The following is a 21,490-nucleotide window of genomic DNA, read 5'->3' as shown; positions in this document are numbered from 1 at the left end:
TAATAAAAAATATAAAATTTTATAGAAGTAATATTCAACATATTTCAGAACGAACAGAAAAAGTAAGGTATGCAGTTTTAATTAACGAAGCATCTCGGCCTATTAAAACTGTAAAAAGCCCAGCATAAAAGATTACAAATAATGATCCATATATAATTGATCACATGCATTGAGCTTCTATTTTACCAATCATTCAAAAAAATGGGGTTCTTACTGGGATGAAAAACCAGAATTTTATTGCATAAGGTATGCTCGTTTTTTTGAGATTGAATCATTTTTTGGGTTTTTATCCGATAGATAAGATTTTAGATATAAATTAAATAAATTCAAACTCGATACATTTTTGGTTATTCGTGGAAGAAAAAATGAATTTGTACAATTATTAAACCATAAAGAACATGTAAGAAATTAAGAGAAGACTTAAGAAGAAAAAGAGGGTGAGATCTTGAGTGAAGTCTATTTGAAAAATTATTGGTTATTAAATTTAGAGTATATAAAGGTTTTTTCTAAGTTAGTACATCATAACATTTCTTTACCTTTATTAAGTAATTTTTATCAATATTTAGAAGAAGATGTTAAAAAAAAGATGGAAAATAAGGATTTTTATAAACATTTGTCAGTTGCGCCAATAGAAGAAAAACAATTGCAGTCAGAATTTGAAAAATGGTTGCCTCTGCTTGAGCAAACGACAAAAAAAAGAGGACCAGATGGAATTGTATTGCTTAATACTGATTATCTTCGTTTTTCAGCAGGTAATTTTTCTCATTTTAATCCTGATTTTACAAAAATATTAACAAGAGCAAAAAAAAGCGAGCTTTATGGTCTCCCTACGATTTGCACACTGGATTATACAAATAAAGTTCCTGATAGTTCTCATATTTTCATTGAAAAAGCTCAAAAAATTTTTTCAACATGTAAAGAACATCCGTTATTTTCTAATAAATTTTTTCAAACAAAACTACTCAATGATCTTCCTATCATGATTGAAAAAATTAATATGGCATATTTTATTTTTGAAGAACATGATATCTCGAGTGTGATTGTTGGTACAACAGAAGATATAACGAACCGAGTACTTACTCTTATCTCTAAAAGTAAGGGGATTCCAAGTTATTGTCTTCAGCATGGGGCCATAATGGGAGAAGAAGCGTTTTTTCCAATTTTCGCTACGAAACAGATTGTATATGGAGAGTATGAACGAGAGTGGTATTTTCGAAGAGGTGGAGCGGATTCTCAAATCGAGATATTGGGACACCCAAGATATGATGATATCTTTGAAAAGAAGCATTTAGAAAAAAAAGTACTTTGTAAGAAACTAAATATAGATCCCTCTAAGAAAATAATCTTTATAGCAACGCAACCATTTAAAACCCAAGTTTATGTTGAACTAACAAAACAATTGATGAAAGACAAAAATATTACAGTTATTATAAAGCCTCACCCTTGGGAAAAAGGTCGTAATTTAGTGAGCGAATATATTCATTTAAGTAAGGTATACCCTAATGTCAAGTATATTACAACTGAAGTAAGTATTTATGATGTCATTTCTAATTCAGATCTTGTAGTTATTTCTAATTCAACAGTAGGATTAGAGGCTATGTTATTGGATACACCGGTAGTTGTTTATAAATCTAAGTCAGAGGAGAGAGATTATAAATATTACGATGAATTAAGCTGGCTTGTGACCCATTCTATTGAAAACATGATACAGACAATCGAAAAAGTTTTATATGATTCTTCATATTCTGCAACTGCTAAACAATTAAGGGATTATTTCATACAGAAAAATTACCCTCAAACAACAGCTACTCAAAAATTACAGGATTTATCTCGAAGTATGTAAAATTGAAAAATCTTTATAAAACACCATGGATTATACAGCTAAACATCTAAAAAATCGTATCGAACAAGACCATAGACACGTAAAACGTCGTTTTGCTAGATCCTCAAGATTTCAAAACTCTCTTCAAACCTCAAGTACAATAAAAGGAATTGAAACTATTCATTCCTTATATAAAAAACGGAGTCTTCAACCAAACTCCGTTTTTTCGATATACAATGAATTATAGAAATTATAGCTGCCTGTATAAAATTTATTTTCTTCAACCACAGATCTTTTCCATTGTAGTTAATTTTGCAACAGAACCAATATTTTCAATCTAGAACTTCGTCTGGATAGAAATTTCAATACAATATGAAATTTCCTGAGGGCCAAGATGTGTGGGAGAAGTTTGTTATTATGAAATCAGTGCGTTTCTTAATTTTTTCTTATGAGAATGAAAATACAGTTCGCTCTTCTTTTAGTCTTGAAGTTAAAAGTGTATTAATATGTGTTAAATAAGTAGTTTTTTGGGGTTCTGATACAATTAAATAATTATATCAAAATGGTTAAATGATTAAGTATTCTTATGGAAAAAAAGCAATTTTTTAGCGTTATTTTTCTTTTTAGATGGGTTTAACACCTGACCGAATGGTCCCAGTCGAATTTGATAAAAAACTTGCTTTACTAATAGAAGGGATCACAATATAGAAAAAACTTGATTTGAGCATTTAGTACTTTGGGATAATAGTAAATATCTATTTGTTTAGAATACCCCATGAGAAATTCCACCATCAATTGGAATAAAAGTACCTGTAATAGCACTTGCAGCATCACTAGCTAAAAAAGCTACAACATTGCCAAATTCTATTGGTTCATTATACCTCTTCATTGGTAAATTTTGTGTAATTTCTAATTCAATATCTTCAACATTACGTTTTTGTGTTTTAGACATTTCATTTAATAATTCTGATGCGCGAGCAGTTTTGAAAGAACCAGGTCCAACAGTATTAACTGTAACTCCATAACTAGCGAATTGATGAGAAAGAGTTTTCGAAAGAGAAGCTAGTCCAGCCCTATATATATTTGATAAGGTAAGCATTTTTGAAGGCTCTTTTGCAGTAATGGAAGAATTTATAATAATCCTGCCCCATTTACGAGAGCACATATCAGGAATTAATTGTTTAGTTAAATAAATGACGGGCAATAACAGATCATTGTGTGCTTTACAGAAATCTTCAATAGTTAAATCCTCTATCGTTCCAGCTTTAGGACCAGCCACATTGGTAAATAAAATATCAATATTACCCAGTTGATTTTTTCCTTGCATAATAAGTTTATTTAAATCTTCGATGTTAGTTACGTCGGATGGGATTGCTAGAACTTCTCCTTTATTACCAATAGCACAAATTTCTTTTTTAGCTTTTTCTAATTTTTCACTTCTACTTGTAATAATGACATCATGTCCATCACAGTATAATCTTTTAGCGACTGCTAAACCAAGTCCATCAGAACTAGCTAACACTAATGCGGTACGTCTCTCAATTTTATTCATTAAATCTCCTCCAACATATCTTCATATAATTGATCATCTTTACTTACATCATATTTTAAAGTTCTACCTATAAAATTCTTTGCTTCTGAAGGTTGGGTACCTGTTCCAGGGCGTTTATATGTTAAATCACTCCATTGAATTTTTGTACCTTTAGCCATATCATTACAGGCTACCAAGGACCTACGAGTTAATATAAAATTTGCGTCATCCGTATGCCGGCGCTTTATGGGCACACCCATTGCTTTTTTAATATTACGTATATCAGTTACAAATTGATTTAATTCATGAGGATTAATAGAAACTTCATAGTCGGGTCTTTTTATTGTAGCGTCTAAACTGAAATGCTTTTCTATAACGTGAGCACCTAACGTCACTGCTGCTAAGGAGATAGCTGTTCCTGCAGTGTGATCACAGAAGCCTACTGGATAATTAAATTTTTTTAGTGTTTCCATTACTCTAAGATCAACTTCATTAGGTGGAGTCGGATATTTAGTATTAGTTTGATATACAACGACATTTTTTCCACCAGATTTTTCAATCACTTCTAAAGCAGCTTCTATTTCAGGTAACAATGCGCTTCCAGTAGAAAGAAATATAGGTAAACCAGTTTTTGCACATTCAGCCAAAAAGGGGTGGCATGTAATATCCCCGCTAACTATTTTAAGAAAGTCAGCACCCGACTTGACAATAAACTCAAGAGATTTAAAATCTACTACACAAGCAGTCGTAGATAATCCCAATCTATGTGCAGTATCAAACAATTCGATAATCTGTTCGTCTGATAATCTCCATTTATCCCAATCTAATTTGGTCTTAGAAGATTTTCTACAATCAATGTCATTATAGGCTATATGCTGAAATGTAACTGCATCAGCCATACTTGAGTTGGCAACCTCGACCATTTTTTTCGCTTCAATAAATGAACCTGCATGATTAATTCCGGCCTCGGCAATTACAAAAACTGATGAATCAGCACCAATTAGCTTTCTATTAATACTAAATTTCTGCATCAGCAATCTGTCCTTTCTTAAGGTAACTACAAAATTGCAGCAGTTGTATAGTATGTAATTTCTTAAGTGAATTTGTAAGGGATTGTTAGCATGATTTTTTATTAAGAAATGTTTAAACAGAAGTGAAGTGTAAATAATTACATGCTATGACAACTGCAGTGTTTATTTAGGAGAAGACATACCTAGTTCTTTTAAAGCATCATCTGAACTCTTTTTATGATATTTTAAATCTTTTGCTTTTTTATTTTTCAACACCTTTAATAACGTATGAACTAATAAACGAATTTAGAACGTGAAATAAGTAATTTTCAAAATTATTATTCAATAAATGGGGAATATTTGTTTTAATTTCCGGCAGAGAAATATTAATTAGTAGTTTTCTATTAATGCTTTATGAACGTTCAATGTATTAGATTGTGCAATCGTATCATTGTAGCATTTTTCAAGTGAGCTTTTAATTATCCAAGATCCAAAATGATTTGTACCAAGTGGCAGTGACTGGGGGTACTATTTACCTGTTTTATCCCGTTATTTGCGGGTAGTAAGGCTCCGTTGATGGAAGAGTCACTTTATCTAAGGCATGTTGCACCAAGTAGCTAATAGGAACAAATTTGATTTTCGTTTTCACAAGGATATAAAAGATAAGTCCATTCTTTCTTGGTCGTATCGTACGTATAGAAAATGCTGAAGAAACGTCTTCGTTGAATCTGTGACGTAACGAGCCGCAGATTCTATATACATTCAACCCAAAAATTTCAGGTTGTATTCTTTTTACATCAACATCTTTATACGCGATCTTGATAACTAAAAATAAATAAGAAATTTTTATCATTTGAACGAGAAAAGCTCCTCCTCTAAACGGAGAGTGAAGGTGGGGGCAGTTCAATGTAAATATGTATCGTCATTTTGTTTAAAATATCTAACTAGTCTAAGTGGTTATTATGGAGGTGCTTTATGAAATTAGCATTAGGTACTATTCAGCTGGGTCTTCATTATGGAATAGGAAATATAATGGGTAAGCCTGATAGGGAAGAGGCTTTAAATATTATTCAATATGCTATAAATAATGGTATTGATGTGTTAGACACAGCGGCTTCTTATGGAAATAGTGAGGCTATTATAGGTGAATATATCTCAAGTAAAACAACTGAAAAAATTTTTCAGGTTGTAACTAAAATTCCTACGATTGATTCTGAAAATATTGGTATTGAGCATTTGGATAGCTTAATTGATAAATATATTAAACAATCTATGATGAATTTGAAAACAAACAGTATAGACTGTTGCTTGTTACATGATTCTAAAAATATGGTTTCACATAATGGATATATCATTCGGAAATTAAATACATTGAAATTAAAGGGAGCAATCAAAAAGATAGGTGTGTCCGTTTATACACCTGATGAAGTTAAGAGTTTTTTGGAATTTGATTGTTTTGATATGATTCAAGTCCCTTTAAATATATTTGATCAACGTCTAATTTATTCAGGCCTACTACAAAAACTGAAAACAAAAGGAATAGAAATACATGCTAGAAGTCCATATCTTCAAGGGTTGCTATTAATGGATGTGGAAAAAATCCCCGATTATTTACAAGACGCTAAAAAACCACTAAAAGATTTTGAGTTTTTAGCTCAGGAGTTCAATTTAAGTAGAGCACAATTAGCTTTATTATTTGTTCGAGAATTGAAAGAAGTTGACAAAATTATTATTGGATGTGAAACAGTAGATCAATTAAAAGAAAATATTCAAATCTGTAATTCACCTTTATTAGAAGAGAAAGTTCTTAATACTGCAAAGGAGTTATTTAAGGATATACCTGAGATAATTATTAATCCGAACTTATGGAGGATGAGTAATGAATCAACATGAATTATTTAGTTTAAAAGGTCAGAATGCAATTGTTACTGGTGGATCTGGTTATCTTGGTTCTGCAATTGCCGAAGGTCTGGCTAAGTATGGCGCAAACGTTATGATAGTTAGTAGAAGCAAAGAAAAATGTATGAATTTAGCTGATCAGTTAAATCAAAAATATAATGTGAAATGTCAGGGATATGCTCTAGATGTTTCAGATAGTAATTCAATAAACCATACATTTGAAGAGATTTATAATTCAGTTAATAAGATAGATATTCTTATTAATAATGCTTACTTTGGAGCAGGAAAAACTATTGAAGAAATGACAGATTGGGAGTGGGAAACAGGGATTGATGGTTCCATAAATAATGTGTTTCGGGTTACTAAAAAGGCATTACAATATATGCTACCGAAGAATAAAGGAAATATTATTAATATCTCTTCAATGTATGGTGTTGTTTCCCCAGACCCTTCTATTTACGGCGATTCAGGCTTTAATAATCCTCCGAATTATGGAGCAGGAAAAGCTGCTATCATACAGTTTACTCGGTATCTTGCGTGTCACTATGGTTTAAAAGGAATTAGAGCTAATTCTATCTCTCCAGGTCCATTTCCTAATACAGAAGTTCAGAAAAATAAAGAATTTATTCGAAATTTAAATAAAAAAACAGCGCTAGGTCGTATTGGAAATCCCCAGGAATTACAAGGGTTGATTGTTTTTCTTGCATCTAATGCTTCAAGTTATGTAACGGGGCAAAATATTTGCATTGATGGTGGCTGGACATCGTGGTAAAACATCGCTAGAAAGTCAAGAATGTAACAAGAAACCTTTCCACTGAAAAAATCTTCTCATTTTATATAAGATGAAGTGATTTTTTAGTTATAGTGAAAATTTGACAATCTAGGAGTGAAAAGAGCCTTAGTTAATAATGTTATATTAGATTATATTGATAAAATTATCGTTACAAATACTTTGTTATTCTGTGAAATTTCCTAATTTTAAGGAAGTATTTGATATAGATAGAAGTCAAAAAAAACATAATGGAGGCTAATAAGAAAAAATAATTGGCGCAGCAACAGCAACAGTTTTTGGACGGGGGACTTTTACAACATCTGTTACCGCAGAAACCATCGTAATAGCGGATGTACTCAACGTACGTGAAAAGCCAACTACGGAATCAAAAGTATGGGTAGAAAATTATGGTGAAGCAATCGCTGGTGATACCGGTAGTACAATTAAAGGTAATCGTATTGATGTTTTAGTAGGTTCAAAAAGTAAGGCTATAAATTGGGGAAGACAAACGGTTAAAGTGAAAATTCTATGATATTCATGGTAACACAAATAGAAGTTAGTTCTCTTTATTGAGACTGACTTCTATTTTTGAGTTAGTGCAACTCATTGAAAAACTTTGTTAATATGATTTAGGTATTTTAAGAGGGTTATTTCCAAAATAGGACCAAAATTTTAATGGAAAATGAAAAAATACAATTTGTATCATGTTTATATATTAAATGTAAAAAGAATAGATTTCTTGCACTCTTATTAATAGTAAAAAGCAACAACTATTATTTTAGAGGTAATTTATCCAATCAAGCGCAGGGGAGATTGTTTACCTGTGATATTTATAGCAATGCAATTATTATGTATAAGATAATAATGTTAAGTAGAATTTAGTTGTAATGCCTAGAAAAAGCTTAACATATATCATTTTTTACATAAATGTAAGATATAGTAAATTAATAATATTTATACTTACTATTACTAATATTTAATCAAGAACATTAACACTATGTGTATAGTGTTAATGTTCATTTAGAGCGGTCTATATTTAGCCATCCAATAGTAGCTCGAAGTTGGTATATAAGACTAATTTGGAGTTTCATGTAGTGAACTACTCGCCACTTCCGGGTGTTCCAACCCTAGATGTCCAACGTTTGGACGCTCCTTTGGTATGATTGATATTTTACACAGGAACCGAATGGTTTGGTTTGCGCATTCTATTTTCTTCCTGCAACCTTATATATCAAGTTATCAAAGAACTTCATATAGCTAGTTTTATCAAAATTTTTTAGCTATGCCAAACCGAAATTCATCACCCACCTACCGTTGGACTATCGCCTTTCACACGCTTGAGGAAGGAGAACTCTTTCGAAGAATTCGTTAAAATAGAGAACCGAGGCCCTCTATTAAATGAACATGAATGATTTAAATCACTTGTAGCTCTATATACATTTGGTGATATGTGAAGTGTAGTATTTAGATATCTTTAAGAGTTTTTACTAACTTATCTTCTTAGGATTTCATAGATGTATTCGGTAAGCTGATATGTCTAATTTATTAATATTGAGAGTCGCTACTACCTGTATTAACTCATTCTATTTTTTGAAGCAATATCTCTTATGGGCACTATCCTCTTATGTCATTCTTCTCGGTATTCTTTAGCTAAGTGAGAGGGGTATGATGAAATAGGAGGACCAATCTTAAAGTGGGATAAACTAGTTTTTGAAATCGGTATACAGTTCTTTAATAAATATAGTTTTTGCAATATGTCTTTATCTATTGGATGAAGCATGTAATCTGTCATTATGAAATAATTGTGATGATAGATAAATACTTTTCCTTCGGGTAGAATCGTGTAATGAGATAAATTCGGATAAATAGGTGGTCCATCTGAGAATTGATCTAAACTACTTTGTGAAACTTTAATAATTTCTTGAGTTGAAAATTTTAGTTTGCGAAATGCTATTGTATTAATGAATGGACGTTTTTGATTGTTTTCTATATAAAATAACTCTTCTTTTTCGTTTTGCACAACCCGTAGATTTGGGATTGATTCAGTAAGGGTTATGGGAGGACCTTCAGTATATTTGTAGATAAAGGGATCAGGGATTGAGACAATTTCATTTTGATTATATTTGAAGTAGGAAAGCATTTCTTTCGATATAAGCCTACGTTTATAATTATCAATTAAAAATACTTCACCTTGTGAATTGCTAAACAAAATACCATTTAAATCTTTGGAAGGGAGGTTAGCATATAAATTTTGGAAGGAAAATGGTGTTTTAAAAGTAATATCGAGCACTTTGTTAATGGGATAAAAAGGCTGGAATGTATTTAGGCGTTTCCAAAACATCGCATCTCCAACAAACCAATATAAAGGATTTGTATCCCAATATTCACAGTATTTTTCATAAACCTTTAATAATATTCTTCTAGTATGCATAACTGAACAGTGATCCACAACATTTGCAGCTGTATATAAAATTTTTGAAGCTTCTCTTACATATTCATGAATAGGTTGTAGATTATAATCAACATATTTTACGTATTGAGAAGAGTACACTACATCAATTTCAGGATGTTTTTCTAAGAAAGATAACATTTCAGCTAATCTGTTTGGAACGTACATAGTATCGTCCGTTAAATAGCAAATATACTCCCCACGTGTTAATGGAAGTGCCTTATTGATGAGAGTAGCATATCTTGTGGTTTTATATCTCTCATTATCTTGTATAAAACTATTTTCATAATAAATTCGAGGGTCATCTAAATAATTTTTTATAATATTTATAGTTTCTGGACAAGAGTTATCATCCATAATAAAAAGTTCCCATTCTTTATAAGTTTGCATTAGGACACTTTCAATAACTTGATTAATTAATGATGGCTTATTATAGCTAGTAAGGATAATTGAAATTAGGGGTTGCAAAATCGTCACCTCTTCTGAGAATATTGAATGTTTTTTTCTAGCGAAGTCTAATAGATAATAATAAACCTTTATTGATACATTCTTTTTTGTACTTGGATAGTTTATTACCTTTTCATAGATATGGTATGGACTATAGTGGAGTAAAAAAAGATATATAGATAAATATAAACGCTGCTATAGACTTTAATATATATATAAATTTTTTTAAAAATTATCGGAACGGATTGTCCTTTCTGTTTATATAATAACGTAACTGTTTTTGTATTTGGTTATAAGGAGGAGAGGAATATTTGCCTAAAATTTCAGTTATAATGACAAGTTACAATAAGCCTACGTTTGTTGAAAAATCGATATTAAGTGTATTAAACCAAACTTTTCAAGATTTTGAGCTTTTTATCATGGATGATAATTCTAATGAAATGACCCAGAAGGTAATTCAACCATTTATAAATAAGGAAAATGTACATTTTTATAAAAGTAATGTGGCCCATATTTCTGAACGGACAAAAAAAGTCAGATATGCGGCTTTAATTAATGAGGCTCTTAAGTATGCGAAGGGGGAGTATATTACTTATATTACTGATGATAATCAATATGAAAAAGAACGGCTCAAAAAGATGTCTAGTTATCTTGATGAGAATAAAGATGTTCAAATTATTTATTCTGCATCAAAAACGATTCATCTAGATGAATCAGATTTGCCTATTAAAACTGTTGAAAGAGCTGCCAAAAAAATTACTAATAATGCTCCATGTACAATTGATCATTGTTCTATTATGCATAGAGCCTCTGTTTTACCGATTCTTGAAAAAAGGTGGAATTCATACTGGGATGAAGATCCTCAATTTTATCGTATAGGAGATGCACGCTTTTTTTGGAGATTAAATCATTATTGGGATTTTCATCCTTTAGATGAAATTTTAGATATCAATTATATTACTTCACATTCAATACATTCGCAGTTATTTGCAGAAGAAAAAAATGAATTTGTACAATTATTACCGCCACAAAGAACATGTAAAGAATTAAGAGAAGACTTAAGAAGAAAAAGAGGGTGAAATGTTGAGTGATATCTATTTAGAAATTACTGGGCACAAAATCTAGAATATATAAATGTTTTTTCTGAGCTAAACCATTATAATATCCGTTTGCCATTACTGAGTAATTTTTATCAATATTTAGACGATGATGTAAAAAATAATATGAAAGTAAATAATTTTTATAAACAACTGTCCATTGAGCCAATAGAAGAAACGCAGTTGTAGTTAGAGTTTGAAAAAAATGTCTTCATTTCAACCAAAGATAACTCCTTAAACAACCTCATATTTTCAGTTTTCAATGAGCAACCTGTACAAAAAATATAAAACAGCATCGTATGTTTTGCTATTCAAAAAGCTAATTTATCTCCCACCTATTTGTTGGTGCAATAGCACTACATACAAATTGAGAAAGGAGTTTTCTTGACTAAAAATTATTTCAATAAGAGGAGGTATGCATTTATATGTTTTTTAAAGATAAAAACATTTTAATTATTGGTGGAACAGGAACAATTGGAAAGAGCATTCTTTCTAATATTCTAGAAGAAAAGCCTAAAGTTGTAAGGATTTTTAGTAGAAGTGAATATAATCAATTTTTATTACAAGAAGAACTCAGGGGGAGAAATCAAAATATTCGCTATTTAATTGGGGATATTCGAAATTACGATCGATTATATAGTGCAATGGAAAATATTGATTATGTGTTCCATGTGGCAGCGATGAAGCATGTTTCGTTTTGTGAATATAATCCGTTTGAAGCAGTTTTGACCAATATTTTTGGAACACAAAATGTAATAAAAGCGGCAATTGCTCAGAAAGTAAAAAAGGTAGTTTTTACAAGTTCTGATAAAGCGATTTCACCAACAAATAATTACGGTGCAACAAAATTGACTGCTGAAAGATTGATTACGTCAGCGGAATATTCAAAAGGTTCAAGTGAAACGATATTTGCAAGTGTTCGCTTCGGAAATGTTATGGGGTCAAGAGGCTCTGTCATTCCTTTATTTGAAAATCAAATTAAAGAAAACCAAAAAATAACTGTAACGGATCTTAGTATGAGTAGATTTATGATGACACTGACCCAAGCAACTATGTTAACAATTGAAGCAATGAAAATAGCAAAGGGTGGTGAAACTTTTATATTAAAAATGCCAGTTATTTCATTAAACGATTTAAGTGAAGTGATGATAGAAGAAGTTACAAAGTTATATGGATTGCCCAAGGAGAATATTAAAATTGAAGAAATTGGGTTAAAACCTGGTGAAAAAATGTATGAAGAACTTATGACACATGATGAATCTTTACAGGCTTTTGAATTACCAGATATGTTTATCATTCCTAGCCCATTAAAAAAGGGTGCTCAATATGAAAATGCAAAAAGGGCGAAGGCAGGGTTTTACCGTTCTGATAATCAAAATGCTATTTCAAAAGAAGAGCTTAGAAATTTAATATTAAACCAGCAACTATTAACAGGAGGGGAGAAACTATGAAAATATTAGTAACTGGTGGTGCAGGTTTTATTGGTAGGTGGGTTGTAAAGAGATTATTGCAGGATAAGCATGAAGTATGGATATTAGACAACTTAGCAAATTCAACTACTGCAAATATTACCGAGTTTGCACACGATCTAAATTTAAAACAATGCATTCAAGGAGATATTAAAGATAAAAAATTAGTTGCTCAATTATTTGAAAATAATTCATTTGACCTTTGTTGTCATTTGGCAGCGAGTATTAATGTTCAAGATAGTATAGACGATGCTAGAACAACTTTTGAAAATGATACAGTAGGTACTTTTAATTTGTTAGAACAATGTCATAAGCATAATGTCAAAATGGTCTTTATGAGTACGTGTATGGTATACGATAAAGCTACTAATATACAAGGAATATCAGAATTAGACCCGATTAAACCAGCTTCTCCATATGCTGGATCAAAAATTGCTGCTGAAAACATGGTTTTATCTTACTATTATGCTTACAAGCTGCCAGTTGTGGTTATTCGTCCATTTAATACGTATGGCCCATTCCAGAAAACTGGTGGTGAAGGTGGGGTTGTTGCTATTTTTATAAATAATAAATTAGATAATGTACCACTAAATATTTATGGAGATGGGAAACAAACGAGAGATCTTTTATATGTTGAAGATTGTGCGGATTTTGTTGTGGCAGCAGGATACTCTTCAAAAGCAAATGGTCATATTATTAACGCAGGAACAGGACAAGATATATCAATTAATAAATTAGCAGAATTGATTTCAGGAAATAAAGTAAGTATTCAACATGTAACTCATATCCATCCACAAAGTGAAATTCAAAAATTATTATGTAACTATGAAAAAGCAAAAACAATATTGAGTTGGGAACCGAAAGTTTCTTTAGAAGATGGAGTTATTAAAACAGAAGAGTGGATTAAATCTTTAAAAAGTAACCCTAAGGAGAAAGAATAATGGTAAGGGAAATTCTCGGTATACATGGAGGAAAGCCTGTTAGAGAAACATATTTGCCATATGGTCAACAACAAATTGATGAACATGACATTCAGGCGGTTGTAGATGTATTAAAAGGGGATTTTTTAACGACAGGGCCAACGATTCAACAGTTTGAGGAGGCTATAGCGAAATATGTGGGAGCAAAATACGCTGTTTCTTTTTCAAATGGTACAGCTGCTCTGCATGCTGCTTGCTATGCAGCTGGCATAACTGAGGGAGATGAGGTAATTACAACTCCAATGACATTTGTAGCAAGTGCAAATTGTATTTTATACCAGGGTGGAAAGCCAGTATTCGCAGATATTGACAATGAAACATATAACATTAGTCCTAAATCTATAGAGGAAAAGATTACAAACAAAACAAAAGCCATCATTCCCGTACACTTTACTGGGCAGCCTGTAGAGTTAGATGTAATACAAAAAATAGCAAAAGAAAATGATTTGATTATTATTGAAGATGCAGCCCACGCATTAGGAGCCACATATAAAAATAAAAAGATTGGTTCTATTGGTGATATGACAATGTTTAGTTTCCATCCGGTGAAACATATTACTACAGGAGAGGGTGGAGTAATTACTACAAATAATCCTCTGTTTTATGAAAAACTTGTTCAATTCCGTACACATGGAATTGAAAGGAACCCTCAAAAACTTCTTGAAAATCATGGATCTTGGTATTATGAAATGCAATTCTTAGGTTACAACTACAGAATAACTGATATACAAGCTGCTCTTGGCTTATCACAGTTAAGAAAATTAGACTCTTTTATTAAGATTCGAAAGAAATATGTAGACATCTATAATAAAGAATTTAGTTGTTTATCTGAAATCATCACACCAAAGCAATTGCCCAAAACCGACTCAAGTTGGCACCTTTATATTATTCGTTTAAATACTAAATTATTAAAATGTAATCGAAAAGAAATTTACGAGGCATTACAAAAAGAAAATATCGGTGTGAATGTGCACTATATACCCGTACATCTACAACCGTTTTATCAAAAATTAGGTTATAGAAAAGGCATTTGTCCGGAAGCAGAAAATTTATATGAGGAAATTATTACGCTTCCCCTATTTCCTAAAATGACAAAGGATGATGTAAAGCATGTTATAACTGCCGTGAAGAAGGTGTTAAGATATTATTCTAAAAATTCAAAATAGGAGGATCGTATGAATCAAGTAAAGATTATTGCTGAAATTGCTAATGCCCATCAGGGAAATGAAAAATATTTAAAAGAATTAATTCAAGCTGCAGCAGATTGTGGAGCTGACGGTGTGAAATTTCAATGGTTTAAATATGATCATTTGGCTGTTCCTGACTATTCATACTATAAAGATTATCTTAAATTGTTTATAAATAAAAAAACATGGAAGAACAGTGTAGAGATGGCAAAGAAATTAGGGTTAGAAGTATGGGTGGATATATTTGATTCGTGGGGAATAGAACTTTTACATTATTTTAAAGATTTAATTGATGGAATTAAACTTCCATCTACTGTTTTACAATCAAATGATCTGATAAAAGAATTGAAGTACTTTCATAAAACAATTCTTATTGGTGTAGGGGGATGGTACGATACTGAAATTGATCAAATGTTATCTTTTATTGAGAAACATTTAAATAATAAATTTATTTTGATGCATGGATTTCAAGGCTATCCGACTAGAACGGAAGATGTCAACTTAAAACGAATTATTTATTTGAAGAATCGCTACAATTTAGAAGTTGGTTTTGCTGATCATGAAGATGCTGATGAACCTTTAGCTATAGAGTTACCTTCTTACGCATACTTTGCAGGAGCTACTGTCATAGAAAAACATATTACTCTGAAACGGTCAGATAAAGGCTACGATTATTATTCTTCATTAGAGCCTCATGAATTTAAAAGAATGGTAACAAAAATACGGCAGAGTGAAGTTGTTATGGGACAGATTGAAATTAGCAATTCAGAAAGAAAATATATAGAAAATGCCTCATTGAGACTTATTGCTAATAAAGAAATAAATAAAGGAGAGATTATTCCGATTCAAAAAACAACTTACAAAAGATGTGATAATGAAAAAGCTCTCATGCCCTTCAATGCTGAAAAATTGCTACCCCAGATTGCAAAAAACAAAATCCAATTTAATGAACCTATAACAGCAAATATGATTGAAAAACCAAAAATTACCCTTGTTGTTATATGCCGCTTAAAATCGACACGTTTAGCAAAAAAAGCATTACTCAAAATAAATGGAATACCTTCTATTGAACGTTGTTTGTTAAATTGTTTGGCTATTCCTGAAGTTGATAATGTAGTGCTAGCTACTTCACACCTCTCAGAAGATAATCCTCTTGAAGAATTCACAATGGATGGCAGAGTGAAAATTGTAAGAGGAGATCCAGATAACGTTGCCGAACGCATGATTCAAGCAGCTAATTTGACAGATGCAAATATTGTTATTCGTGTAACAGGAGACTGTCCAGCGGTTTCGCCTGAACTCACTAGCTATTTAATTCAACAACATTTAAAAAGTGGTGCGGATTTCACACAACCTAAGGACAACGCGATAGGAATTAATAGCGACATAATAACTGTTGAAGCACTTCATCGTCTGGTTCAGCAATCTAAACAATTAATGTATACTGAATACCTTTCATTTTATTTTATTAATAATCCACATCTTTTTTCGGTTAATATTGTAAAAACACCTTCTGAATTTAGTTACCCCACTTGGCGCTTAACACTAGATGAACAACCAGATTTAGATATGTTTAATAAACTTTATAAAAGTCTTGATGTAAAAGCCGAACCTTTACTTTTTCAGCAAATAAAAGATTATATTCATCAAAATCCTGAACTCATTAAAATCAATAGTCACGTGAAATTGAAATGGGCAAATCAACAATCATTAGTAGATGAGTTAAATAAAGAAACAAAATTGTAAATTAATAAATCGTAGTACTTTTCATGAGGAGTGAGTAACTTGCTTGAGAAAAAAATTGTCTTTCGTGCTGATGCATCTATTGAAATAGGGACCGGTCATATTATGCGTTGTTTAACACTTGCCCATGAGTTACGGAATAAAGGTGCTCAGATTTATTTCATTTGCCGTAAGCTGCAAGGTGATCTGCAGCAATATATTTTAAATAAGGGATTTCATGTGTTTTTATTAGATGCAGATGGTGAAAATACGAATTTCTCAAGTACAGTACACGGGAGTTATTTGAATTGGCTAAAATATCATTGGTTTGTTGATGCACAACAGACCAATGATATTTTGTCGCAACTTCCCAAGTTTGATTGGTTAATTGTTGATCATTATGGATTAGATAATAAGTGGGAGACTGCTTTAAGAAAAACTGTAAGAAAGATTATGGTAATCGATGATCTTGCAAATCGAATGCATGACTGTGATTTATTACTAGACCAAAATTTATATGATAACCTTAATGTTCGCTATAAAGATTTAATACCAGAGCACTCATTAGTGAAATTGGGACCTAAATACGCCGTATTACGGCCAGAGTTTCATGCCGCTAAGAAATTTTCACGAAAAAGAACAGGAGAAATTGAGCGAATCTTTATTTTTTTTGGTGGACATGATGCAACAAATGAGACATTAAAAACGTTAAGAGCCTTACAAAATATAAATAAAGATAACTTAAAAATAGACGTTGTGGTAGGAAGTCAAAATCCGCATAAAGAGGAGATTCAAACTTATTGTAAGAGTGTTTCTAACGCTTCATTTTATTGTCAAATAGAGAATATGGAAGAGCTTCTCGCACGAGCGGATTTAGGGATAGGAGCTGGAGGCACAACTACCTGGGAACGCTGCTTTCTTGGATTACCTTCTATAACTATTACAACTGCTCAAAATCAAATAGAAGTAACTAGGGCTGTGGCAAACGCTGGAGCTACATGGAATATTGGTACAGCTGAAACTGTTTCGGATGAAACGATTACGAAATGTCTAAGCAAACTTTTATCAAATTCTAATATGGTGAAAGAAATGTCTAAGAAAGCTCTTTCTATACAGTGTGCCAGTAATTCAGATGAAATAGTAAAAATTATTTTAGGAGGATAGTATGTTAGATATTGGGGATTTTCAATTGAGAAGTTTAGAAAAGAAAGATTTAGAACTTATTTTAAAGTGGAGGAATACAAAAGAAATACGTACGATTATGTATGAAGATCATGAAATTACAATAGACGAACATTTAAAATGGTATGAAAAACTAGAAATGGATGATACAAAGGTTGCAAGATTATTAACATATAAAGAAAAGCCAATTGGATTTGTTAATTTTACAAAAATAGATGAAATGAATCAGACTTGTTATTGGGGATTTTATATAGGTGAAAAGCAAAGCGTAAGACGTGCTGGAACTGTATTAGGTTTATTAGCATTAGACTATATTTTTGAAACAAAAGGCATACACAAAGTGTGTGCAGAAATAATAGAATCAAACCGTATTAGTTTAAACTTCCATCAGAAACTTGGCTTCCAAGAAGATGGAAGATATGAAAACTATATTTGCAGGGATAATGATTATATTGATGTCATTACAATGACCCTGTTTCATGAACAATGGAGGGAAAGAAAAGAAGCCATAAAAAAAGAACTTGAAGGTGAAAAAAATGAGTAATGTATATATCGGAGGTAGAGAGATTGGCGAAAGCTTGCCACCATTTATAATTGCAGAAATGTCGGGGAATCATAATCAATCATTAGATAGGGCGTTGCAAATTGTAGAGGCAGCTGCAGTGGCTGGAGCACAGGGATTTAAAATTCAAACATATACACCTGATACAATGACTTTAAATATAGAAAATGGTGATTTTTTAATTCAAGATACAAAAAGCTTATGGAAAGGTAAATCACTTTATCATTTATATAAAGAGGCTTATACACCATGGGAGTGGCATAAACCCATTTTTGATCGCTGTATAGAATTAGGAATGATACCATTTAGTACGCCATTTGATGAAACGGCTGTAGATTTTCTAGAATCATTAAATGTTTCTTGTTATAAAATCGCATCTTTTGAAAATACAGATATTCCCCTCATACGTAAAGTAGCTGCAACAGGAAAACCAATAATCATTTCGACAGGTATGGCTTCGATTGCTGAATTAGATGAAACAGTAAGGGCTGCGAGAGAAGAGGGATGTAAAGAATTAATTCTATTAAAATGTACAAGTACGTATCCTGCATCACCAAAATCTACAAATATAGCTACCATACCTCATATGAAGGAGTTATTTAAATGTGAAATCATACACTTGGAGTAGGGGTATCTGTAGCAAGTGTTGCTTTGGGGGCCACAGTAATTGAGAAACATTTAACACTCTCGAGGTCTGACGGAGGTGTAGACGCTGAATTTTCAATGGAACCTGCTGAATTTAAATTATTAGTAAGTGAAACTGAAAAAGCATGGGAATCTTTAGGTAATGTATATTATGGACCAACTAATTTAGAAAAAGACTCTTTAAAGTTTAGAAGGTCATTATATGTTGTAGAAGACATAAAAGCGGGAGAAGTATTCACGAATGAAAATATTAAAGCTATTAGACCAGGTAATGGCTTATTGCCAAAACACCTATCCAAAATTATTGGAAAGAAAGCGAGTAAAGATATCAATAAAGGAACACCTATTTCATGGGATTTAATTTGATAGAGTATACTGAAATACTAATAGGAATTCATTTCAAGTATGTAGTAGCAAACATGTTAGCTTGTGCTAACCGATATGCATCTCCTATCTATTTATCAGTGCAATCACACCTTCAGGGAAATTAAGGAAGGAGTCTTCTGGCGGAAAAAGATAAATTAAAATGCCTTTTCATAAAATTAAAAAGGCATTTTAATTTATTCGGAATGATTATAAAAGCAATTTTTAATTTAATAAATCAATAAAGCTGTGATTGTAATATAGTCATTATAAAATTGATTCTCTCATGAAAAGTATGTTGTGTAATAACTTTTGTGTAAATTTTTTCGACCATTAATCCTTTTGAAATCGTATCATTTAAATGAAGAGATATTTTGTTTAAACAGTCTTCAAAGCTTTTATAGGATATAATTTCATCTTTATTGAAGAAAGATGAAAGATCAGATTTTTCTTCAATAATTTGAAAGCCTTGGCAAGCTGCGATATCAAATGTACGATTATTAATGGTATTACTTTTTACTCTATTTTTATTTTTATTCTGTGGAAATAGATAACTACGATGAGGATTTAATATAAGACTAGCGTTATTATAATAGAACGCAACTTCTTGAGGTGGAATCCATTCTTCTATAATCTTAATTCTTCGGTGATTTTTCCATTTTTTAATTAACTTATTTCTCCAGTGTTGACCAATAACAGTATAGTGATAAGGGGTTTTTTCCAAAAGAAACTGTATCAATTTCACTCGGGTTGGATAAGGATATCCAATGAACAATATTTCACTTTTATATTTTGAATTTTTTAGACCAGGTTTAAATACATCTATATTAGTTGCTAAGGGTAAATGATATACATTGGTATATCCTAAAGCTGTGTAATATTTAAGTGCTTCGCTATCAATAGTAAATATAAAATCAAAGTTATTTAATAGAGGAAGAGAAGTATCTATATAAAATGGGTCCTCAGTTAACCAGACAGCTAATTTAATATTCCTTTTTTTAAAATATTGAATTGCTTTTTGCGGTAGATAATTACCTAATAAGGTGAAAACAATATTAGGATGAAACGTTGCTGTAATGAAATCCAATTGCTCTATTAATTCACTCGGCTGTACTGCTAACCATTCGAAATTTTGATTGATAAGTGTTCTCTGTATGCTTTGATCTAGATATTGATAGATTTTTGAGTAACCAGAAGTAATGTATAAGAGTTTCATATTTCAATCCCTACTTTAGGTATAAAATATATTATGAGCTAAACGTAACACTTTCTATTTCTTTACAACTGATCTTAGTAATACTTATAGTTGGAGGAGTAATTGAATTTTCCTCTTCTAATGTGACGATACAAGTATTAGGGTTAAAATTTGTAAAAACAGCAGGTCCAATAATATTTCCAGATTTACCAGTCACAGTAACGACTTCGCCTGGTTGTAAATTTTTAAAAATACTACATACTCCACCTGAACAACGAAATAAATTGCATAAGAACAAATTTGTCCCTCCTTTAAACAATATACTGTATCATATGAAAGTATGTAGAAGGATGTGTAGACAAGTAACCTTTAGAAGGGGGAAATTTAAATTAGAGTATATTATTGAAATGAAAAAAGACATTCTAATGAATGTCTTAATTATAGATCGAACTAGAACCATTTGAATCATCTTAAGGGGTGGTTAATGTAACGCTTTCTATATCTTCACAACTTATGAATATAGTATTGGTTGAAGAGGGGGTTAGCACATCTTCTTCAACTAAAATCACCGCACAAATTTGCGGAATGAACTGTGCAAAAGTAGCAGGACCAATAATTTGACCTGATCTAGTAGTAACTGTAACAACTGTTCCCACTGGCCATGCAGAGAATATAACACAAGCTAAACCTGTACATGCTGCCATATTAAACCCTCCTAACTCTAATTTTTAATAATGTAGTAAATTCCAAACATGTTATATTGTATGGGGTAGCAGTATGAAGTGCTTGGACTATTAGAAGTCACTTTCCGGTTTTATCCCTTCATGATTAATATGATAACTGTGAAATACTACGATACACAGGTTTAAAAAATAAAAATGGTAAGGAGGTTTATGAGGAAGATATTGTGTAATTTAGTAATCAGCTATTCCAAGGTCCAAATGATGATTGGAATTATAAGGTAGGATGTAACGAATACATGGAATTATGCTACACGGTATTTGATTAGGATAAGATAGAAGGCTTAAGTTTTCGGTAGCATTTATGGAAATCCAGAGTAACTAGAAAAATAAATAAAATTCTTATTTGCACGACACGTTTTCTTATAAGTGTGCAAACACGAAATAGGAGGTTTATCAATTTGATGACAACAACTGT

The 21,490-nt window shown here is 31.5% G+C and carries 17 protein-coding genes and 5 pseudogenes; 16 read left to right on the top strand and 6 right to left on the bottom strand.

Going from position 1 to position 21,490, the window contains the following annotated elements:
- Positions 1–5 precede the first annotated feature (5 nt).
- The 3 genes and pseudogenes from ACSG5Z_RS23990 to ACSG5Z_RS23980 all read left to right on the top strand — a co-directional run.
- A pseudogene (locus ACSG5Z_RS23990) lies at positions 6–441 on the top strand (glycosyltransferase family 2 protein); the annotation flags it as partial.
- A 4-nt stretch (positions 442–445) separates the two neighbouring features.
- Positions 446–1,843 (top strand): CDP-glycerol glycerophosphotransferase family protein, encoded by a 1,398-nt coding sequence (locus ACSG5Z_RS23985; RefSeq protein WP_435712301.1) that lies wholly within the window; start codon positions 446–448, stop codon positions 1,841–1,843.
- A 22-nt stretch (positions 1,844–1,865) separates the two neighbouring features.
- Positions 1,866–2,069 (top strand): annotated as a pseudogene (locus ACSG5Z_RS23980) (DDE-type integrase/transposase/recombinase); the annotation flags it as partial.
- Positions 2,070–2,585: 516 nt separating this feature from the next.
- On the opposite strand, the gene ACSG5Z_RS23975 reads toward ACSG5Z_RS23980, so the two are convergent.
- Together ACSG5Z_RS23975 and ACSG5Z_RS23970 are read right to left on the bottom strand one after the other, a co-directional pair.
- Positions 2,586–3,374, bottom strand: coding sequence for an SDR family oxidoreductase (locus ACSG5Z_RS23975; protein ID WP_435712300.1), 789 nt, complete (start codon positions 3,372–3,374; stop codon positions 2,586–2,588).
- The gene (locus tag ACSG5Z_RS23970; protein WP_075313315.1) at positions 3,374–4,384 is read right to left on the bottom strand and encodes an N-acetylneuraminate synthase family protein; all 1,011 of its coding nucleotides are present in this window, start codon (positions 4,382–4,384) and stop codon (positions 3,374–3,376) included. The genes ACSG5Z_RS23975 and ACSG5Z_RS23970 overlap by 1 nt, the downstream gene beginning before the upstream one ends.
- A gap of 954 nt (positions 4,385–5,338) precedes the next feature.
- Between ACSG5Z_RS23970 and ACSG5Z_RS23965 the strand changes: the two genes are divergently transcribed.
- The 3 genes and pseudogenes from ACSG5Z_RS23965 to ACSG5Z_RS23955 form a co-directional block, all read left to right on the top strand.
- Positions 5,339–6,256 carry an aldo/keto reductase gene (locus tag ACSG5Z_RS23965; protein ID WP_075313319.1) on the top strand — a complete coding sequence of 306 codons (918 nt, stop codon included), beginning with the start codon at positions 5,339–5,341 and terminating at the stop codon, positions 6,254–6,256.
- Entirely contained in the window at positions 6,243–7,034 is a 792-nt protein-coding gene (locus ACSG5Z_RS23960) for an SDR family oxidoreductase (protein ID WP_075313321.1), read from the top strand. The genes ACSG5Z_RS23965 and ACSG5Z_RS23960 overlap by 14 nt, the downstream gene beginning before the upstream one ends.
- 385 nt (positions 7,035–7,419) lie before the next feature.
- Positions 7,420–7,566: pseudogene (locus tag ACSG5Z_RS23955) on the top strand (3D domain-containing protein); the annotation flags it as partial.
- A gap of 1,095 nt (positions 7,567–8,661) precedes the next feature.
- Here the strand turns inward: ACSG5Z_RS23955 and ACSG5Z_RS23950 are convergent.
- Complete coding sequence (locus ACSG5Z_RS23950; RefSeq protein WP_435712299.1) at positions 8,662–9,951, bottom strand: glycosyltransferase family 2 protein; 1,290 nt, start codon at positions 9,949–9,951, stop codon at positions 8,662–8,664.
- Positions 9,952–10,241: 290 nt separating this feature from the next.
- Between ACSG5Z_RS23950 and ACSG5Z_RS23945 the strand changes: the two genes are divergently transcribed.
- The 9 genes and pseudogenes from ACSG5Z_RS23945 to pseI all read left to right on the top strand — a co-directional run bounded on the left by ACSG5Z_RS23945 (position 10,242) and on the right by pseI (position 19,140).
- The gene (locus ACSG5Z_RS23945) at positions 10,242–11,009 is read left to right on the top strand and encodes a glycosyltransferase family 2 protein (protein WP_435712298.1); all 768 of its coding nucleotides are present in this window, start codon (positions 10,242–10,244) and stop codon (positions 11,007–11,009) included.
- A 4-nt stretch (positions 11,010–11,013) separates the two neighbouring features.
- A pseudogene (locus ACSG5Z_RS23940) lies at positions 11,014–11,213 on the top strand (CDP-glycerol glycerophosphotransferase family protein); the annotation flags it as partial.
- A 239-nt stretch (positions 11,214–11,452) separates the two neighbouring features.
- On the top strand, positions 11,453–12,478 hold the full coding sequence (locus ACSG5Z_RS23935) for an SDR family NAD(P)-dependent oxidoreductase (RefSeq protein ID WP_000465151.1): 1,026 nt from the start codon (positions 11,453–11,455) through the stop codon (positions 12,476–12,478).
- A complete protein-coding gene (locus tag ACSG5Z_RS23930; protein WP_435712297.1) occupies positions 12,475–13,437 on the top strand; it encodes a dTDP-glucose 4,6-dehydratase in 963 nt (320 codons plus the stop codon). The genes ACSG5Z_RS23935 and ACSG5Z_RS23930 overlap by 4 nt, the downstream gene beginning before the upstream one ends.
- On the top strand, positions 13,437–14,642 hold the full coding sequence (gene pseC / locus ACSG5Z_RS23925) for a UDP-4-amino-4,6-dideoxy-N-acetyl-beta-L-altrosamine transaminase (RefSeq protein ID WP_435712296.1): 1,206 nt from the start codon (positions 13,437–13,439) through the stop codon (positions 14,640–14,642). The genes ACSG5Z_RS23930 and pseC overlap by 1 nt, the downstream gene beginning before the upstream one ends.
- A gap of 9 nt (positions 14,643–14,651) precedes the next feature.
- Entirely contained in the window at positions 14,652–16,409 is a 1,758-nt protein-coding gene (locus ACSG5Z_RS23920; protein ID WP_210627441.1) for an N-acetylneuraminate synthase family protein, read from the top strand.
- A 39-nt stretch (positions 16,410–16,448) separates the two neighbouring features.
- Positions 16,449–17,549: a UDP-2,4-diacetamido-2,4,6-trideoxy-beta-L-altropyranose hydrolase gene (gene pseG, locus ACSG5Z_RS23915; RefSeq protein ID WP_210627444.1), complete on the top strand. Its 1,101-nt coding sequence runs from the start codon at positions 16,449–16,451 to the stop codon at positions 17,547–17,549.
- Between the two features lies 1 nt (position 17,550).
- Positions 17,551–18,111: a UDP-4-amino-4,6-dideoxy-N-acetyl-beta-L-altrosamine N-acetyltransferase gene (gene pseH / locus ACSG5Z_RS23910; RefSeq protein ID WP_195756425.1), complete on the top strand. Its 561-nt coding sequence runs from the start codon at positions 17,551–17,553 to the stop codon at positions 18,109–18,111.
- A pseudogene (pseI, locus tag ACSG5Z_RS23905) lies at positions 18,104–19,140 on the top strand (pseudaminic acid synthase). Before pseH ends, pseI begins: the two are co-directional and overlap by 8 nt.
- Positions 19,141–19,375: 235 nt before the next feature.
- On the opposite strand, the gene ACSG5Z_RS23900 reads toward pseI, so the two are convergent.
- From ACSG5Z_RS23900 to ACSG5Z_RS23890, 3 genes are all read right to left on the bottom strand, one after another.
- On the bottom strand, positions 19,376–20,353 hold the full coding sequence (locus tag ACSG5Z_RS23900) for a CgeB family protein (RefSeq protein ID WP_435712295.1): 978 nt from the start codon (positions 20,351–20,353) through the stop codon (positions 19,376–19,378).
- Positions 20,354–20,384: 31 nt separating this feature from the next.
- Positions 20,385–20,630 (bottom strand): CGEA protein, encoded by a 246-nt coding sequence (locus ACSG5Z_RS23895; RefSeq protein WP_048524909.1) that lies wholly within the window; start codon positions 20,628–20,630, stop codon positions 20,385–20,387.
- Between the two features lie 172 nt (positions 20,631–20,802).
- Positions 20,803–21,036, bottom strand: a complete 234-nt coding sequence (locus ACSG5Z_RS23890) for a CGEA protein (protein ID WP_210627561.1) — start codon at positions 21,034–21,036, stop codon at positions 20,803–20,805.
- 143 nt (positions 21,037–21,179) lie between these two features.
- Here ACSG5Z_RS23890 and ACSG5Z_RS23885 point away from each other — a divergent pair, with 143 nt between their 5' ends.
- The gene (locus ACSG5Z_RS23885) at positions 21,180–21,245 is read left to right on the top strand and encodes a YopX family protein (protein ID WP_075313364.1); all 66 of its coding nucleotides are present in this window, start codon (positions 21,180–21,182) and stop codon (positions 21,243–21,245) included.
- Positions 21,246–21,490 lie beyond the last annotated feature (245 nt).

Source organism: Bacillus pretiosus, assembly GCF_051294775.1.
Lineage (GTDB): Bacteria > Bacillota > Bacilli > Bacillales > Bacillaceae_G > Bacillus_A > Bacillus_A wiedmannii.
The sequence above is the reverse complement of the archived record's forward strand: the minus strand, read 5'-3'. Positions and strand labels throughout refer to the sequence as shown.

Bases quoted from the DNA above. Each gene is read 5' to 3' on its own strand.
- ACSG5Z_RS23975 (WP_435712300.1), bottom strand. From the start codon at position 3,374: ATGAATAAAATTGAGAGACGTACCGCATTAGTGTTAGCTAGTTCTGAT.
- ACSG5Z_RS23970 (WP_075313315.1), bottom strand. From the start codon at position 4,384: ATGCAGAAATTTAGTATTAATAGAAAGCTAATTGGTGCTGATTCATCA.
- ACSG5Z_RS23965 (WP_075313319.1), top strand. From the start codon at position 5,339: ATGAAATTAGCATTAGGTACTATTCAGCTGGGTCTTCATTATGGAATA.
- ACSG5Z_RS23960 (WP_075313321.1), top strand. From the start codon at position 6,243: ATGAATCAACATGAATTATTTAGTTTAAAAGGTCAGAATGCAATTGTT.
- ACSG5Z_RS23935 (WP_000465151.1), top strand. From the start codon at position 11,453: ATGTTTTTTAAAGATAAAAACATTTTAATTATTGGTGGAACAGGAACA.
- ACSG5Z_RS23930 (WP_435712297.1), top strand. From the start codon at position 12,475: ATGAAAATATTAGTAACTGGTGGTGCAGGTTTTATTGGTAGGTGGGTT.
- pseC (WP_435712296.1), top strand. From the start codon at position 13,437: ATGGTAAGGGAAATTCTCGGTATACATGGAGGAAAGCCTGTTAGAGAA.
- ACSG5Z_RS23920 (WP_210627441.1), top strand. From the start codon at position 14,652: ATGAATCAAGTAAAGATTATTGCTGAAATTGCTAATGCCCATCAGGGA.
- pseH (WP_195756425.1), top strand. From the start codon at position 17,551: ATGTTAGATATTGGGGATTTTCAATTGAGAAGTTTAGAAAAGAAAGAT.
- ACSG5Z_RS23900 (WP_435712295.1), bottom strand. From the start codon at position 20,353: ATGAAACTCTTATACATTACTTCTGGTTACTCAAAAATCTATCAATAT.
- ACSG5Z_RS23890 (WP_210627561.1), bottom strand. From the start codon at position 21,036: ATGGCAGCATGTACAGGTTTAGCTTGTGTTATATTCTCTGCATGGCCA.